Source organism: Streptomyces sp. TRM68416 (genome assembly GCF_014596915.1).
In the GTDB taxonomy this organism is placed as follows: Bacteria; Actinomycetota; Actinomycetes; order Streptomycetales; family Streptomycetaceae; genus Streptomyces.
This window is the reverse complement of sequence record NZ_JACVWU010000019.1, coordinates 47333-63566: the sequence shown is the minus strand read 5'-3', so window position 1 is coordinate 63566 and position 16234 is coordinate 47333. Positions and strand designations below refer to the sequence as shown.

General features: G+C 72.1%; 18 protein-coding genes. 10 read left to right on the top strand and 8 right to left on the bottom strand.

Going from position 1 to position 16234, the window contains the following annotated elements; genetic code table 11:
- Positions 1-14 precede the first annotated feature (14 nt).
- Both ICC28_RS27685 and ICC28_RS27680 read right to left on the bottom strand, forming a co-directional pair.
- Entirely contained in the window at positions 15-428 is a 414-nt protein-coding gene (locus ICC28_RS27685) for a VOC family protein (protein ID WP_188291453.1), read from the bottom strand.
- 105 nt (positions 429-533) lie between these two features.
- Positions 534-1424: a neutral zinc metallopeptidase gene (locus ICC28_RS27680; RefSeq protein WP_188291452.1), complete on the bottom strand. Its 891-nt coding sequence runs from the start codon at positions 1422-1424 to the stop codon at positions 534-536.
- An 819-nt stretch (positions 1425-2243) separates the two neighbouring features.
- Here ICC28_RS27680 and ICC28_RS27675 point away from each other — a divergent pair.
- From ICC28_RS27675 to ICC28_RS27665, 3 genes are all read left to right on the top strand, one after another.
- Complete coding sequence (locus ICC28_RS27675; RefSeq protein ID WP_188291451.1) at positions 2244-3842, top strand: ABC-F family ATP-binding cassette domain-containing protein; 1599 nt, start codon at positions 2244-2246, stop codon at positions 3840-3842.
- Between the two features lie 335 nt (positions 3843-4177).
- Entirely contained in the window at positions 4178-4399 is a 222-nt protein-coding gene (locus tag ICC28_RS27670) for a helix-turn-helix domain-containing protein (RefSeq protein ID WP_004002281.1), read from the top strand.
- 108 nt (positions 4400-4507) lie between these two features.
- Positions 4508-5299, top strand: a complete 792-nt coding sequence (locus tag ICC28_RS27665; protein WP_188291450.1) for an enoyl-CoA hydratase/isomerase family protein — start codon at positions 4508-4510, stop codon at positions 5297-5299.
- Positions 5300-5358: 59 nt separating this feature from the next.
- On the opposite strand, the gene ICC28_RS27660 is transcribed toward ICC28_RS27665, so the two are convergent.
- Positions 5359-6081, bottom strand: coding sequence for a nucleopolyhedrovirus P10 family protein (locus ICC28_RS27660; protein WP_188291449.1), 723 nt, complete (start codon positions 6079-6081; stop codon positions 5359-5361).
- 88 nt (positions 6082-6169) lie between these two features.
- Between ICC28_RS27660 and ICC28_RS27655 the strand changes: the two genes are divergently transcribed.
- Genes ICC28_RS27655 through amaP form a run of 5 tightly spaced genes read left to right on the top strand, consistent with a single transcriptional unit; the run spans position 6170 to position 8484 of the window.
- On the top strand, positions 6170-6640 hold the full coding sequence (locus tag ICC28_RS27655) for an Asp23/Gls24 family envelope stress response protein (protein ID WP_188291448.1): 471 nt from the start codon (positions 6170-6172) through the stop codon (positions 6638-6640).
- 20 nt (positions 6641-6660) lie between these two features.
- Positions 6661-6852: a hypothetical protein gene (locus tag ICC28_RS27650; protein ID WP_188291447.1), complete on the top strand. Its 192-nt coding sequence runs from the start codon at positions 6661-6663 to the stop codon at positions 6850-6852.
- Positions 6853-6857: 5 nt separating this feature from the next.
- Positions 6858-7223 carry an Asp23/Gls24 family envelope stress response protein gene (locus ICC28_RS27645; RefSeq protein ID WP_188291446.1) on the top strand — a complete coding sequence of 122 codons (366 nt, stop codon included), beginning with the start codon at positions 6858-6860 and terminating at the stop codon, positions 7221-7223.
- The gene (locus ICC28_RS27640) at positions 7220-7900 is read left to right on the top strand and encodes a DUF6286 domain-containing protein (protein ID WP_188291445.1); all 681 of its coding nucleotides are present in this window, start codon (positions 7220-7222) and stop codon (positions 7898-7900) included. Before ICC28_RS27645 ends, ICC28_RS27640 begins: the two co-directional genes overlap by 4 nt.
- A gap of 5 nt (positions 7901-7905) precedes the next feature.
- A complete protein-coding gene (amaP, locus tag ICC28_RS27635; protein ID WP_188291444.1) occupies positions 7906-8484 on the top strand; it encodes an alkaline shock response membrane anchor protein AmaP in 579 nt (192 codons plus the stop codon).
- A gap of 88 nt (positions 8485-8572) precedes the next feature.
- Here amaP and ICC28_RS27630 read toward each other — a convergent pair whose 3' ends face one another.
- The 5 genes from ICC28_RS27630 to ICC28_RS27610 are packed head-to-tail and all read right to left on the bottom strand — an operon-like array spanning position 8573 to position 13568.
- Complete coding sequence (locus tag ICC28_RS27630) at positions 8573-9328, bottom strand: SDR family oxidoreductase (RefSeq protein WP_188291443.1); 756 nt, start codon at positions 9326-9328, stop codon at positions 8573-8575.
- A gap of 5 nt (positions 9329-9333) precedes the next feature.
- Entirely contained in the window at positions 9334-11118 is a 1785-nt protein-coding gene (locus ICC28_RS27625; protein ID WP_188291442.1) for a glycoside hydrolase family 15 protein, read from the bottom strand.
- Between the two features lie 34 nt (positions 11119-11152).
- Positions 11153-11464, bottom strand: coding sequence for a hypothetical protein (locus tag ICC28_RS27620; RefSeq protein ID WP_188291441.1), 312 nt, complete (start codon positions 11462-11464; stop codon positions 11153-11155).
- Entirely contained in the window at positions 11461-12033 is a 573-nt protein-coding gene (locus tag ICC28_RS27615) for a sigma-70 family RNA polymerase sigma factor (RefSeq protein ID WP_188291440.1), read from the bottom strand. Before ICC28_RS27615 ends, ICC28_RS27620 begins: the two co-directional genes overlap by 4 nt.
- A complete protein-coding gene (locus tag ICC28_RS27610; protein ID WP_188291439.1) occupies positions 12030-13568 on the bottom strand; it encodes a sodium:solute symporter in 1539 nt (512 codons plus the stop codon). Before ICC28_RS27610 ends, ICC28_RS27615 begins: the two co-directional genes overlap by 4 nt.
- A gap of 180 nt (positions 13569-13748) precedes the next feature.
- Between ICC28_RS27610 and ICC28_RS27605 the strand changes: the two genes are divergently transcribed.
- Together ICC28_RS27605 and ICC28_RS27600 are read left to right on the top strand one after the other, a co-directional pair.
- Positions 13749-13985, top strand: a complete 237-nt coding sequence (locus ICC28_RS27605; RefSeq protein WP_188291438.1) for a DUF3311 domain-containing protein — start codon at positions 13749-13751, stop codon at positions 13983-13985.
- A gap of 47 nt (positions 13986-14032) precedes the next feature.
- A complete protein-coding gene (locus tag ICC28_RS27600; protein WP_188291437.1) occupies positions 14033-16186 on the top strand; it encodes a carbon starvation CstA family protein in 2154 nt (717 codons plus the stop codon).
- The last annotated feature ends 48 nt before the right edge of the window (positions 16187-16234 follow it).

Here is a 16234-nt window from a genome sequence, read left to right as displayed (position 1 = left end):
CCGCCGGACAGCCCCTAGCCGCCGATCTCCGGCACGTACGTGCCGAAGCTCCAGATGTTGCCCTCGGCGTCCCGGGCCATGTAGTCCCGTGAGCCGTAGTCCTGGTCCGTCGGGGGCATCAGGATCTCCACGCCGTGCTCCACGGCGTGCCGGTGGTGTGCGTCGACGTCGTCCACGGCGACGTACACCCCCACGGGGCCTGCGCCCTTCATCGCCGTGTCGAAGACGCCGCCGCGGCCCTTGGAGCCGAGCATCACAGCGCCGTTGCCCTGGGCCAGCTCGGCGTGGAACACCGAGCCGTCCTCGCCCTCGTACACCGTCAGCTCGGTGAACCCCAGCGCCTCCGTGAGCTGCTTGATCGCCGCCCGCGCGTCCGCGTACAGCACCGTCGGGTAGATGCTCGGGCGCCCGCCGTCCGTCCCTGCCATGCCGATCACTCCCTCGTGGTCAACTGCCGGAATTCCGACCTGCCGCCAGTCTCGCAGCCGCCACTGACAACGCCCCCGACCTGCGGATCGGGCCTCAATCGGGCCTCAGCTGAAGGTGTTGCAGCGCGCCATGTCGCCGCTCTCGAACCCCCGCTGGAACCACTGCTGGCGCTGCTGTGCCGACCCGTGCGTCCAGCTCTCCGGCGTCACCCGGCCCTGGAACCGCTCCTGGATCCGGTCGTCGCCCACGGCCGCCGCCGCGTCCAGACCGTCCCGGATGTCGGCGTCGGTGAGGCGGGTGATCAGCGGCCGCCCGGTCGACTCGTCCTTGGTGGTCCTCGCGTGGTGCGCCCACACCCCCGCGTAGCAGTCGGCCTGCAACTCCACCCGCACCGCGTTGCTGCCCGCCCCGGTCCGTCCGTCCTGCGACCGGCGCAGCGTGCCCATCAGGTCCTGCACGTGGTGCCCGTACTCGTGCGCCACCACGTACGCCTGCGCGAACGGCCCGCCGGAGGCGCCGAATTTCGTCCGCAGCTCCTCGAAGAAGTCCAGGTCGAGATAGACCTTGCGGTCGCCGGGGCAGTAGAACGGCCCGACCGCGCTGGTCGCCGCCCCGCACGCGGTACCGACCCGCTGACTGAAGAACACCGTCGGCGAACGCGAGTAGGAGCCGCTGCGCCGCTCGAACTCCTCGTCCCAGAAGTCCTGCACGCTGTTGACCACGGCCACCATCCGGCAGTCGTCCCGCGTGTTCGCGTCCCGCCCGGTCCGGCACGACTGCTGGACCTGCGCCAGCGCCGACGCCGTGGCCGCGGGCTGCTCGGTCCCGTCGGTCAGCCCGAGCTGCTCCGTGCCCACGCCGAAGAACAGCGCCAGGACCAGCGCCAGCAGACCGGCGACCCCGCCGCCGACCGTCGCCCGCCCGCCGGGGACACGGCTGCCGCGGACGTCCTGCACCTCGGAGGTGTCCAGCCTGGCGTCGTCGTCGAACTGCATGGGGCACCCACTTCCGCCTGCGTCGGACCCCCGCGGCCATCCTCGCCCGCCACCCCGGACCCGGCCCCGGGCAAACGTCCGAACGGGCGACGCGTCCCGATCACCGCCCACAAGGACCACTCCGACGGGCACCCGCGCCGGTTCCCGCCCGCAGGTACCGCCCGTACGCCGGACCCGCGCCGGTTCCCGCCCGCAGGTACCGCCCCTACGCCGGACCCACCGGTTCCCGCCCGCAGGTACCGCCCGTACGCCGGACCCGCGCCGGTTCCCGCCCGCAGGTACCGCCCCTACGCCGGACCCACCGGTTCCCGCCCGCAGGTACCGCGCCTACGCCGGACCCACCGAGTCCCGCCCGCCGGGACCGCCCCTACGCCGGACCCGCGCCGGTTCCCGCCCGCAAGTACCACCCCTACGCCGGACGACCCGCGCCGGCTCCCGCCCACAGCCGCCCCGACGCAGGACCCGCCGGTCCCGCCCGCAATGACCGCCCCTGCGCGAGGGCTGCGCGCCAACCCACGCCCGCAAGGGCGCCCCCGCGAACGTGCCGAACGTCACGGGCAGGCGCCGCCCGTTTCCCGCCCCACCACGATGAGCTGGGCCGGACCACCCCGTACCCCAGGGCCCTCGGCGGCCGGGTCCCGGGCGGCAGAAAAAGCGCTTGCACGGCCCCGTTAGACTGGCCGCATGGCCATTCTCCTCGCGCATTAGACGGCGGGAACGCCCGCCCGTCGCCCGCCGCGGCTCCTCCCACGGCGCGCCACGCGCGGCACCCCCTGTTTCGCCGCCCATCCCGCCACCCACCCGCCCTGGAGTCTGTCCGTGATCTCCGCCTCCGGTATCGAGCTGCGCGCCGGTGCCCGCGTCCTCATCGAGTCCGCCACCTTCCGTGTCGCGAAGGGGGACCGCATCGGCCTGGTCGGCCGCAACGGCGCCGGCAAGACCACCCTCACCAAGTGCCTGGCCGGCGAGGGCATGCCCGCCGGTGGGACCATCACCCGCTCCGGCGAGGTCGGCTACCTCCCGCAGGACCCGCGCACCGGCGACCTCGACGTGCTCGCCCGCGACCGCATCCTGTCCGCGCGCGGCCTGGACGTCCTGATCCGCAAGATGCGGGAGAACGAGCAGCGCATCGCCAACGGCCAGGGCGCCACCCGTGAGAAGGCCCTGCGCCAGTACGAGCGCCAGGAGACGGAGTTCCTCACCAAGGGCGGGTACGCCGCCGAGGCCGAGGCCGCCACCATCGCCGCCGCGCTCAACCTCCCCGACCGGGTGCTGGGTCAGCCCCTGCACACGCTCTCCGGCGGTCAGCGCCGCCGTATCGAGCTGGCCCGGATCCTGTTCTCGGACGCGGACACGCTGCTGCTCGACGAGCCGACGAACCACCTCGACGCCGACTCCATCGTCTGGCTGCGCGACTACCTCAAGACCTACCGCGGCGGCTTCATCGTCATCAGCCACGACGTCGACCTGGTCGAGACGGTCGTCAACAAGGTGTTCTACCTGGACGCCAACCGCGCCCAGATCGACGTCTACAACATGGGCTGGAAGCTCTACCAGCAGCAGCGCGAGGCCGACGAGAAGCGCCGCAAGCGCGAGCGGCAGAACGCCGAGAAGAAGGCCGCCGCCCTGCACTCGCAGGCCGACAAGATGCGCGCCAAGGCCACCAAGACGGTCGCCGCGCAGAACATGGCCCGGCGGGCCGACAAGCTGCTCGCCGGTCTCGAAGCGGTGCGCGTGCAGGACAAGGTCGCCAAGCTGCGCTTCCCGGAGCCCGCGCCCTGCGGCAAGACCCCGCTGACGGCCGAGGGCCTGTCGAAGTCCTACGGCTCGCTGGAGATCTTCACCGACGTCGACCTGGCCATCGACAAGGGGTCGAGGGTCGTCATCCTCGGTCTCAACGGTGCCGGAAAGACCACCCTGTTGAGGCTCCTCGCGGGCGTCGAGCAGCCCGACACCGGTGCGGTCGTCCCCGGCCACGGCCTGAAGGTCGGCTACTACGCCCAGGAGCACGAGACCCTGGACGCCGACCGCACGGTCCTGGAGAACATGCGCTCGGCCGCCCCCGACATGGACCTCGTCGAGGTCCGCAAGGTGCTGGGCTCGTTCCTGTTCTCCGGCGACGACGTCGACAAGCCCGCCGGAGTCCTCTCCGGCGGTGAGAAGACCCGTCTGGCGCTGGCCACCCTGGTGGTCAGCTCGGCGAACGTCCTGCTCCTGGACGAGCCGACCAACAACCTCGACCCCGCCAGCCGCGAGGAGATCCTCGGCGCGCTCCGCACCTACAAGGGCGCGGTCGTGCTGGTCACGCACGACGAGGGCGCGGTCGAGGCGCTCCAGCCGGAGCGGATCATCCTGCTGCCGGACGGCGTCGAGGACCTGTGGGGCGCGGACTACGCGGATCTCGTCGCCCTGGCTTGATCGAATGGTTGATCCACTGTGTATGGATCATTCGGCCGATCCGTGATCCACCATCTGTGTGAGATCTCCTCGTACCGAGGTGTGTCCTACATTCATTTCGCGGCCGAGCCCTTTGTCACCAAGGGCTCGGCCGTCGTGCGTCCCTGACCTGGCACTTCGCGGAACAACCCGTTCAGCGGTACGGACACGACTGTGCGGAATCCTTGGTTCCGTATGTGCGGACCTGCTCCTGTCGTCAAAACCGTGTCTCACGGACCTTGCCGAATGGGTGGCCATGAAGCCCCGGAGGGGTGATCATGAGGAGACCAGAGCGCACTTCCCATGAGGAGGCACGGGTGGCCGAGACTCTGAAGAAGGGCAGCCGGGTGACCGGCGCCGCGCGCGACAAGCTCGCGGCAGACCTGAAGAAGAAGTACGACTCCGGTGCGAGCATCCGGGCGCTGGCCGAAGAGACCGGCCGCTCGTATGGCTTCGTACACCGGATGCTCAGCGAGTCGGGCGTCACGCTGCGTGGGCGTGGCGGGGCGACGCGGGGCAAGAAGGCCGCTTCGTCCTGAGCCCGGGCGGCCCACCGGCTTCGATGGTGGCCACCCGGTCGGTCGTCTGATCGGCCGGGTGGTTACTGTGCAGTCACTTAGCTGACCGCACAGCATCGGAGGCACCCCATGGCTTCGCTCGACCCGGTTCTCGACCAACACGGCGTACGGCTCACCGTCGACGACGCCATCGCCACGGTGACGCTGACCAACCCGGACAAGCGCAACGCGCAGAGCCCCGCTCTGTGGCGGGCGTTGACCGAGGCCGGTCGCCTGCTGCCCGGCACCGTCCGGGTGGTCGTGCTGCGCGCCGAGGGCAAGTCCTTCTCGGCCGGGCTCGACCGGCAGGCGTTCACGCCGGAGGGCTTCGACGGCGAGCCGTCGTTCATCGATCTCGCGCGCGGCAGCGACGCCGACCTCGATGCGACCATCGCCGAGTACCAGGAGGCGTTCACCTGGTGGCGACGCAGCGACATCGTCTCCATCGCCGCCGTCCAGGGCCATGCCATCGGGGCGGGCTTCCAGCTCGCGCTCGCCTGTGACCTGCGCGTCGTCGCGGACGACGTGCAGTTCGCCATGCGCGAGACCAGCCTCGGCCTGGTGCCGGACCTGACCGGCACCCACCCCCTGGTCGGCCTCGTCGGCTACGCCCGGGCGCTGGAGATCTGCGCCACCGGGCGCTTCGTCACGGCCGAGGAAGCCGTCACCACCGGCCTGGCCAACCTCGCCGTACCCGCGCCCCAACTCGACGAGGCCGTGAAGGACCTCGCCGGCGCGCTTCTCGCCGCCCCCCGCGACGCCGTGATCGAGACCAAGGCCCTGCTGCGCGGCGCCGCCGACCGCTCCTACGAGGCCCAGCGCACCGCCGAACGCGCAGCCCAGGCCCGCCGCCTACGAGACCTGGCCGGCCTGGGGGAGTAGACCCCCGCCGACGCGGCCGGCCCGACACCGTACGTCCGTGAGAGCCGGCCCGTGGGCGTTCACCCCACGGCGGTCACCAGGACGGCCACCGTCGGGTGGTCCGTCAGTGCTTCCGCCACCCTGGCGCGGACCGCGAGGGCCACCGCGATGGCCCGGTGATCCGCTTCCACGGCGATCTCCACCCGCACGTGACGGCCCGGCAGGGCGGCCGTCTCACCGGGCCGCTCCTCGATGTGCACCGGCCGGGCCACCCCGCCCAGCGCCCCCGTCAGTCCCGCCACCCCCGGAACCCCGAGCACGGCCTCCGCGACCCGGGTTTCGTCGGCATCCGTCGGCTTTCCGGCCCGCCGCGGCTCCTCCGGCCGTGGCGTGGCGGGGGCCGTGTCCTCGTCCAGCAGGCCCGTCACGCGCAGGTCCACCTCGGCGACCGCCAGGCCGATCCCCCGATCGGCCGCATCCGCCAGGGCCTCGCGGAGCCGGGCGGCCGTCGTCGGCAGTGGCTCCGCCGCCGTCGCCGCGAAGTCCGCGGTCACCCGTAGCGGCCCGGGCGGGAGTGCGCTCGGGGGAGCCGGTACGACGGGCTCCGCCGCGTCCGCCGTGTCGGTGAGCCCGAGCCGCAATTCACCCAGCCGAACCCCGGGCACGCCCTCCACCGCCCGCCGCAGCGCGCCCGTCGCCGCGCCTTCGGTGATCCATGCGCCGTCCCGCGGTCCGCCCAGCGGCAGCAGCCTGCCGAGCCCCAGCTGATCCCGAACGGTCCGCGTCCATCCGTCTGCCGTCATTCCTCCAGCCTGCCGCATCACTGAGGCGAGATGGGGCAACCGCACTTACGGTGGTCGAAGGACGACGAACCGAAAGGGGCGTACGGCGATGAGTGACACCACACAGCAGCCCGAGGCCGAGCAGGAGTCGGCCGTTCAGACCCGCAAGGCCGTCCGGCGTGGCGGAGGTGACCCGGCGACCCGCGGCCGGACCACCATCGCCGACGGCGTCGTGGAGAAGATCGCCGGCATGGCCGCGCGCGACGTCCTGGGAGTGCACGCGATGGGCAGCGGGCTGAGCCGTACCTTCGGAGCGGTGCGCGACCGGGTGCCCGGCGGCTCGAAATCCGTCACCCGCGGGGTGAAGGCCGAGGTCGGCGAGGTGCAGACCGCGCTCGACCTGGAGATCGTCGTCGACTACGGCGTCGCCATCGCCGACGTCGCACGGGCCGTCCGGGAGAACGTCGTCGCGGCGGTGGAGCGGATGACCGGCCTTGAGGTCGTCGAGGTCAACATCGCGGTGAGCGACGTGAAGCTGCCGGAGGAAGAGGACGACGACGTGGAACCTCGGATCCAGTGACCTGCTGAGGGGAGCGCACCATGAGCATGGCCGTCGTCGGCATGATCGCCGGCATGGCACTGGGCTTCGCCGGATACTTCGGCGGGTTCGGCGCCTTCCTGCTGGTGGCAGCCCTGGGCGCCATCGGCTTCGTCGCGGGCCGGTTCCTCGAAGGGGACCTGGAGCCCGGCGAATTCTTCCGCACCCGCGGCGACCGGCGTGACCGGCGGTGACGTAGGTGACCGTCGATTCCGGTGCGCTCCGCAGATCCCTGACCGTCGTTCCGCCCGGTGAGCGCGGAGCCACCCGGATCGCCGACCGCGTCGTGGCGAAGATCGCCTCGCAGGCGGCCCGTGAGGCCCTCGGCCCGCTGCCGGCCGGGGTCTCACCCCCGCACGCCAACGTCGTGGTCCACCAGCGGACGGCCCGCGTCCGAGTCCACCTCGAACTCGACTACCCCACCGACATCGGCGTCCGCTGCGCGGCCGTGCGTCGCCGGGTCGCCGAGCGGGTAGGCGCGCTGGTGGGCATGGAGGTGCCGGAGGTCGCCGTGCAGGTGGAGCGACTGCATCCGGCGCACGCGGCACAGGGGAGGACGCGATGAGCGAGCCCCAGGGCTCCGAGGGCACCACCCAACGGCTCCCGGTCGTCGAACAGACCGCGGACCCCGGCACACTCGACCGGTCGGCGGCGGCCGAGGCTCCCGAACCCCGGCCCGTCCTCGACGAGGAAGCCGGCGCGAACGGCCGCTTCTGGTCGGCCCGCCGCGTCCCGGCCGCGCTCTGCGCGCTGCTGCTCCTGGCCGTCGCCGGACTGTTCCTCTACGACATCGCCGCCGTGCGCGCCGACCGGCCCGCCATGGCCTGGCGCCGCGACCTGGCCCGGCAGCTCGCCGAACGGCCCCTGGACGACATCTGGGTGCTGGTCGGCGCGGGCGTCGCCGCGGCCCTCGGCCTGTGGCTGATCGTTCTCGCCGCCACTCCCGGGCTGCGCTCCCTGCTGCCGATGCGCCGCACCCACACCGACGTACGCGCCGGTCTCGACCGGGACGCCGCCGCCCTGGTGCTGCGCGACCGGGCCATGGAGGTAGCCGGTGTGCAGTCGGTCCGGGTACGGATGGGCCGGGCCCGCGCCGACGTCCGCGCGCTCTCCCACTTCCGCGACCTGGACGACGTACGCGCGGACCTGGACGCCGCGCTCGCCGACGCGATCCGCGGACTGGGCCTGTCCCGGCCGCCCACGCTGTCGGTGCACGTCCGGCGGCCCGGACGGAAGGGGTGAACGCGGTGCTGAGGACCGTCAACCGTGTGCTGATCGCAGTCGTCGGACTGGTCCTGCTGGTCGTCGGCGGCTCGGTGCTCGCGGTGGGACTGGGGGCCCCGGCCCCCTCGTGGTGGATTCACCACGGCCGCGACGACGTCCTGCTCGACGACTCCGAGCGGACGCGCTGGGAGGGCGACGGCTGGTGGTGGCCGACCGTCCTCGCCGTGCTCGCCGTCCTCGTCCTGCTCGCCCTGTGGTGGCTGACGGCGGTCCTGCGCCGGCGTCGGCTCTCCGAGGTCCTGGTCGACACCGGCGACGGCGAGGGCGCGCTGCTGAGGGGGCGGGCCCTGGAGGGCGTACTCGTGGGCGAGGCGGCGGGGATGGACGGCGTACAGCGGGCGCAGGCCCGGCTGACCGGCGGCCGGACGGCGCCCGAGGTCCGCGTACGCCTCCTGCTGGAACCGCATGTGGACCCCGCCACCACTCTGGAACACCTCACCGACGAGCCCCTGGCCCACGCCCGCCGGTCGGCGGGCCTGGAGTCACTCCCGGCGGAGGTCAGGCTGAGGGGCGCCAGGCACCGCGCAGAAAGGGTGAGTTGAGCTACTCAGGGGCGCGGGGCTGTTTCGATATGCGGCTCCGCCGCGTGGGCGCGATCGGCCCCCACAAACCCGCACTCGGCAATGGTGCTCAGAACCCGTGCCGCATCCCCCCGTCCACAGGCAACATAACCCCCGTCACATAAGAGGCAGCCGGCGACAGCAAGAACGCGGCCACCCGCCCGAACTCCTCCGGCGTCCCGTACCGCCGCAACGGAATGCGGGACTCGTTCGCGGCCCGCGTGGCCTCCGGGTCCGCCGACAACCCGTCCAGCTCGCGCACGCGGTCCGTGTCGATCCGCGAGGGCAGCACCCCCACGACCCGAACCCCCCGCGGCCCCAGCTCGTCCGCGAGGGACTTGGCGAACCCGGCGAGCCCGGGCCGCAGCCCGTTCGAGATGGTCAGCCCCGGGATCGGCTCGTGCACCGAAGCGGAGAGCACGAACCCGATGACCCCGCCCTCCTCCAGCTCGGCCGCTGCCGCACGGGCGAGCCGGACCGCGCCGAGGAAGACGGACTCGAACGCGCCCTGCCACTGCTCGTCCGTGTTGTCGGCGACGAATCCGGCCGGCGGCCCGCCGACGCTGATGAGAATGCCGTGGAAGGCGCCGAACCGCTCCCGCGCGGCGGCGATCAGCCGGGCCGGCGCCTCGGGATCGGCGTTGTCGACGGCGACGCCGACGGCGTCCGGTCCCAGCTCGGCCGCCGCGGCGACGGCGCGCTTCTCGTCCCGGCCGGTCACGACCACCTTCGCGCCGTCGGCGACGAGCTCGCGCGCGGTGGCGTGGCCCAGCCCGCGCGTGGCACCGGTGACGACGAACACCCGGTCCTTCAGTCCAAGATCCATGGCCCCTATCCTGCCCCCTCCTCCCCGAAGAGGGCGAGGGCGGTGTTCACCAGGCCGATGTGACTGAACGCCTGCGGGAAGTTGCCGAGCTGCCGGCCCGCCACCGGGTCGTACTCCTCGGACAGCAGCCCCACGTCGTTGCAGAGCCCGACGAGCCGTTCGAACAGCTCCCGGGCCTCTTTTGTACGGCCCGTCATGTGCAGGGCGTCCGCGAGCCAGAACGAGCACACCAGGAAGGTGCCCTCGCCGCCGGGCAGGCCGTCGACGACCGTCTCCTCGGCGCTGTAGCGGCGCAGGAAGCCGCCGTGGTCCAGTTCGTCGCGGATCGCGTCCACGGTGCCGACCACCCGGGGGTCGTCCGGCGGCAGGAAGCCCACGCGCGGGATGACCAGCAGCGCCGCGTCGATTTCGCGGGAGCCGTAGTACTGCGTGAACGTGTTGCGCTCGGGGTCGTAGCCGCGCTCGCACACCTCGCGGTGCACCTCGTCGCGCAGGGCGCGCCAGGCGTCCAGGTCGCCGTCCAGTTCCGGGTAGTGCTCCGCCGCGCGTACCGCCCGGTCCGCGGCCACCCACACCATCACCTTGGAGTGGACGAACTGACGGCGGCCCCCGCGCATCTCCCACAACCCCTCGTCCGGCTGCCGCCACGCCGTGCACAGGAAGTCCATGAGGGCGACCTGGAGCGCCCACATGTCCGGCTGGGAGGGCAGGCCCGAACTCCGAGCCAGTGACAGCGAGTCCATGACCTCGCCGTACACGTCCAGCTGAAGCTGCCGCACGGCGTCGTTGCCGATCCGTACGGGGCCGGTGCCGGCGAAGCCGGACAGCCACGGCAGCTCGATCTCCGGCAGCCGCCGCTCGCCCGCCAGGCCGTACATGATCTGCAGGTCGGACGGGTCGCCCGCGACCGCGCGCAGCAGCCAGTTGCGCCAGGACTCGGCCTCCTCCTGGTATCCGGCCGCCAGGAGCGCGCCGAGGGTGAGGGTGGAGTCGCGCAGCCAGCAGTAGCGGTAGTCCCAGTTGCGCACCCCGCCCAGCTCCTCGGGGAGGGAGGTGGTGGCGGAGGCGACGATGCCGCCGGTGGGGGCGTAGGTGAGCGCCTTCAGGGTGATCAGGGAGCGCACGACGGTGTCCCGGTAGGGGCCGTCGTAACGGCAGCGGGAGGCCCAGGCCCGCCAGTCCGAGAGGCTGGCGTGCAGCGACTCGTACGGGTCGACGAGCGGCGGGCGCGGCTCGTGGGAGGGGTGCCAGGTGAGCACGAACGCCACCTTCTCGCCCTCGGCGACGGTGAACTCCGCGTACGTGCAGTGGTCCTCGCCCCAGGTGCGCACCTCCGGTTCGCTGCGCAGCCACACCGAGTCCGGGCCCGCCACGGCGACCCGATGGCCGTCCGTGCGGCGCATCCACGGGGTGATCGAGCCGTAGTCGAAGCGCAGCCGGAGCGTGCTGCGCACGGTCACCTCGCCGCGCAGGCCCTCGACGATGCGGACGAGGTCGGGGGCGCGGTCCCGCTGCGGCATCAGGTCGGTGACGCGCACCGCGCCCTCGTCGGTCTCCCACTCGGTGTCCAGGACGAGGGTGTCGGTCCGGTAGGCGCGCCGGGTGCAGCGGTCGGCGCCCGCGGGGGCGATGCGCCAGTGACCGTTCTCCTCGTCGCCGAGCAGCCTGGCGAAGCAGGCGGCCGAGTCGAAGCGGGGCAGGCACAGCCAGTCGACGGAGCCGTCCGTGCCGATCAGGGCAGCGGTCTGCTCGTCGCCGATGAGCGCGTAGTCCTCGATACGGGGGTGCACGCAAGTGCGGGTTCCCCCGGGGCCGGTGGGGCAATCAGGGCTGGGGCCGGGGGAGTGACGCGCCCGCCGTGGGCCCGGTCTCGGAGAAGATCACGCCGGGGTCGGCCGGAGCCTGGTTGAGGACCCACAGGCCGATCAGGGTGGCCAGGGCGAACACGACCATGACGAGGACGGCGAGGACGAGCCGGCGCCGGCGCTCCCGGCGCAGCCATTCGCCGCGCGCCGTGCGATAGGCGTCGGGCGCCGCCTGCACCCCGTCGGCGAGTGCGGAGAGCGCCTCGCGCAGCTCCCGCTCCGTGCGGTCGGGACCGGTACCACGCGACCCGGTCGCGTCTCGATGGGTCATCGCCGGGCCTCCATCGCCTGGGTCAGGGCGGCGAGGCCGCGTGCCGTATGGGTCTTGACGGATCCGCAGGAGATGCCCATCGCCGCGGCGATCTCGCTCTCCTTCAGTCCGAGCCAGTGCCGCAGCACCAGCGCCTCGCGCTGCCGGGCGGGCAACTGCTGGAGCGCGTCGATCAGGACGCGCTGGTCGTCGTGGAGCAGCGCGGTGCTCTCGGCGGAGGCGACGAGCTCCTCCGCGGGCTTCTCCACGTGCTTGCGGGCCACTTGGAGGTGCCGTATCCGCATCCGCGTCAGATTGCACACCGTGGAGCGCAGATACGCCTCCGCCGCCTCGATGTCCCGCAGGCGCCGCCACTTCCGGTAGATCTGGTAGTAGGCCTCCGCGACCACGTTCTCGGGGTCGTCGGCGCCGAGCAGGACGGCGAGACGCAGCATCGAGGAGTAGTGCAGCTCGAACAGACGGGCCAGTGCGGCCTCGCGCTCCAGGTCGGCCGGGTCGCTCACCGCGGGGGCCAGGGGCGGCACGGCCGGTACCGGAGCCTCTGTTTCGCGTCTCAGGTGCTGTCTCACGGGTTGTTCGCTCCCGTCTCGGGGCGCCGCCTGACGCTCAGGCGTGACGGCAGGTCGGTGAGGTCGGCGCCGCGCGGGACGCCGAGGCGTTGGAGCACCGCGGTCCCGGCCACGGCGACGGTCAGGTTGAGGAGCAGGGCGGCGAGCCCGGCGTAGATCTCCGGCCCGGAGCCGAGGGCCACGATCGACGAGAATCCCTCCCGTACGACCATGTAGGTCCCCGCCACCATGCCCACCGCCCACCCGGCGAGCAGTGCCCGCGGATGCAGCCGCCCGGTGAACAGCCCCACGGCGACGGCCGGGAAGATCTGCAGGATCCAGACTCCGCCGAGCAGTTGGAGGTTGATGGCGTCCTGGTCGCGCAGCCCGAACACGAACGCCACCGCGCCCACCTTCGCGGTCAGCGACACCGCCTTGGCGATGCGCACCTGCCGCTTGGGCGTGGCCGTCGGATGGACGTACTCGACGTACACGTTGCGCACGAAGCTCGTGGCGGCCGCGATCGACATCACCGCCGCCGGTACCAGCGCGCCGACGGTGATCGCCCCGAAGACCAGCCCGGCCAGCGGGCCCGGCATCAGCCGGTCGACCAGCATCGGTACGGCGGCCTCGGCGCCGCCCGCCGGGGCGCGTACGCCGGTCGCCAGGGCCGCGATGCCGAGGAAGCCGAACAGGGCGAGCAGCCCGGTCCAGGCCGGCAGCGCCACGGAGACCTTGCGCAGGGTCTGCGGGCTGTCGGCGGCGAAACCGGCGGTGAGCACGTGCGGGTACATCAGCAGGGCGAGCGCCGAGCCGAGGGCGAGGGTGGCGTAGGCGGGCTGCTGCTCGGGGGTGAGGAGCAGGGCCGGGCCGCCGAGGCGTTCGGCCGCACCGTCGAAGACGGCGCCCGGGCCGCCGAGCCGGTAGAGGACCAGCCAGGTCACCGCGGTCAGCGAGACGAAGACGGCCACGGCCTTGAGCGCGGAGATGACGGTGGGGGCGCGCAACCCGTGTCGGTAGGTGGCGACGGCCAGCCCCGCGAACAGCGCCACCATCACCAGATCACCGGCCGCGCCCCGCGGATACACGCCCCCCGCCGCCAGCACCGCCCGTATGCCGAGCAGTTGCAGCGCGAGATAGGGCATCGTCGCGAGGATCCCGGTCAGCGCGACCACCAGGGCCAGCGGCGCCGAGCCGTACCGGCCCCGCACGAAGTCGGCCGCGGTGACGTAGCCGTGCGTGCGGGCCACGGTCCACAGGCGGCTCAGCAGCACGAAGGCGATCGGGCAGACGATCACGGTGTACGGCACCGCGAAGAAGGCGGGCGCGCCGCTGCCGTAGGCCAGGCCCGGTATGGCGGCGAAGGTGTACGCGGTGAAGATCGTGCCGCCGAGCAGCAGCCAGGTCCACACCGGGCCGAGGCTGCGGTCGGCCAGCGCCCAGCCCTCCAGGGACGGCAGCCGGTCGCTCGGGTGCAGGCGCCGCGCCGTGACGGCGAGCAGCGACGCTCCGCCGATCACGGCGAGAAACGTCGCTGTCATGGCGCCATCGGCCATGGGTCACCGTCCTTGGTGTGCCTGTGCCTGTGCCTGTGCCCTCGCGCGAGAGTTGCGCGAGCGGCCGGAAAGGATGACACGGAACCGGCGGGAAATTTCCTGGAAACTCGCTGTCAACCGGATCCCGTGGATGGGCAACTCTTGCACGAACCCACAGCGAGCGGGAGAGGAGCACAGGTCATGGCACGGACCGGTCATCACCGGCTACGGCGCGTCGCGATCGCCGTACTGCTTCTCGCGCCCGCCGCAGGTCTGCTGTGGGTTCCCTGGTACGCCGGTGCCGAGCCGCGGCTGGCCGGGACGCCGTTCTTCTACTGGTACCAGCTCGCCTGGGTGCCGGGGTGCGGCCTCTGCCTGCTCGCCGCTTACGCGCTGTCGGACCGGCGTCGAGATCGACATCGACATCGACACAGCTGAGCCGCACGCCCCGTTCCGTCGCACGCCTGTTCAGATCAGGAGCCGTCATGCCCACGTCAGCCACGCCCGAAAGCGGCCGCAGTACGCCCGAGAGACCGCGCATGTCCCCGAAGTCGGTGGCGATCTGGACCACCGTGGCCCTGGCCGGCGCCCTCGGCTGGGCCGTGCTCGCCCTGTCCCGGGGCGAGGAGATCTCCGCCGTCTGGCTGGTCGTGGCGGCCCTCGGCTCGTATGCGATCGCCTACCGCTTCTACTCCCGGTTCATCGCCCGCCGTGTCCTCCAGGTCGACGACACCCGTGCCACCCCGGCCGAACGTCTTGAGGACGGCGTCGACTACCACCCCACCGACAAGCGGGTGCTGTTCGGCCACCACTTCGCGGCGATCGCCGGCGCCGGACCGCTGGTCGGCCCGGTCCTCGCCGCGCAGATGGGCTATCTGCCGGGCACGATCTGGATCGTCGTGGGCGTGATCTTCGCCGGCGCGGTGCAGGACATGATCGTCCTGTTCCTCTCGATGCGCCGGGACGGAAAGAGCCTCGGCCAGATGGCCCGGGACGAGATCGGCAAGGTGGGTGGAGCGGCCGCGCTGATCGGCGTCTTCGCCATCATGATCATCCTGCTGGCGGTCCTGGCGATGGTCGTCGTCAACGCGCTGGCGGAGTCAGCGTGGGGCACCTTCTCGGTCTCCATGACCATCCCCATCGCCCTCTTCATGGGCTTCTACCTGCGCTACCTGCGCCCCGGCCGGGTCGTGGAGACCAGCTTCATCGGCGTGGGCCTGCTGCTGCTCGCGATCCTCGGCGGCGGCTGGATCCAGGACTCCTCGCTCGCCGAGTACTTCGTCTGGAGCCCGGAGACCCTGGTGTTCTGCCTGGTGGGCTACGGCTTCTTCGCGTCCGTGCTGCCGGTGTGGATGCTGCTGGCCCCGCGTGACTACCTCTCCACCTTCATGAAGGTCGGCACCATTGCCCTGATGGCCGTCGGCGTGGTGATCGCCGCCCCGAACCTCAAGGCCGAGCCCGTCACCGAGTTCGCCTCGACCGGCGCCGGACCGGTCTTCGCCGGTTCCCTCTTCCCCTTCCTCTTCATCACCATCGCCTGCGGCGCCCTGTCCGGCTTCCACGCCCTGGTCTCCTCCGGCACCACGCCGAAGCTGATCCAGAAGGAGTCCCAGGTCCGGATGATCGGCTACGGCTCCATGCTCACGGAGTCCTTCGTCGCCGTCATGGCCCTGATCGCCGCCTGCGTCCTGGAACCGGGCCTGTTCTACGCCATGAACTCCCCGGCCGCCCTGCTCGGCCCGACCGTGGAAACCGCCTCCGAAGCGGTGAAGAACCTCGGCTTCACCATCACCCCCGAACAGCTCACCGCAGCCGCCAAGGCGGTCGAGGAGGAGACGCTGGTCGGCCGCACCGGCGGCGCCCCCACCCTCGCCGTGGGCATGTCGGAGATCTTCGCCGCGGTGTTCGGCGGCGCCGGGATGAAGGCCTTCTGGTACCACTTCGCGATCATGTTCGAGGCGCTGTTCATCCTCACCACCGTGGACGCCGGCACCCGCGTCGGCCGCTTCATGCTCCAGGACATGCTCGGAAACGTCTGGAAGCCGATCGGCCGCGTCACCTGGAAGCCGGGCATCTGGATCACCAGCGCCCTGGTCGTCGGTGCCTGGGGGTACTTCCTCTACGCCGGTGTCACCGACCCCCTCGGCGGCATCAAGCAGCTGTTCCCGCTGTTCGGCATCGCCAACCAACTGCTGGCCGCCGTCGCCCTCGCCGTCACCACCACCGTCCTGATCAAGTCCGGCAAACTGCGCTGGGCGTGGGTCACCGGCATCCCGCTGGCCTGGGACGTGGCCGTCACCTACACCGCGGGCTGGCAGAAGATCTTCTCGGACAACCCGGCGATCGGCTTCTTCGCCCTGCGGGACAAGTACGCGCAGGCGATCGAGGAGGGGCAGTTGCTGCCGGGCGCCACGAACATGGACGACATGCACACCATCGTCCTCAACAACACGGTCGACGGCGTGATCATGGCCGTCTTCCTCCTGCTGGTCCTCACGGTCCTGGTCAACTGCGCCGTGGTCTGCGTCCGCGCCGTCCGCGCCCCCGAGCCCCTGCCGACGACCGAGGCGCCGTACGTCGAGTCCCGCATCGACGTGCCCGAGCGGGAGGACGAGCCGCTGGCGGGGGCCCGGTCATGAGGGCGGTGCGGTGGGTGCGGTGGTACGTGCGGGAGCTGATGCGCGTAC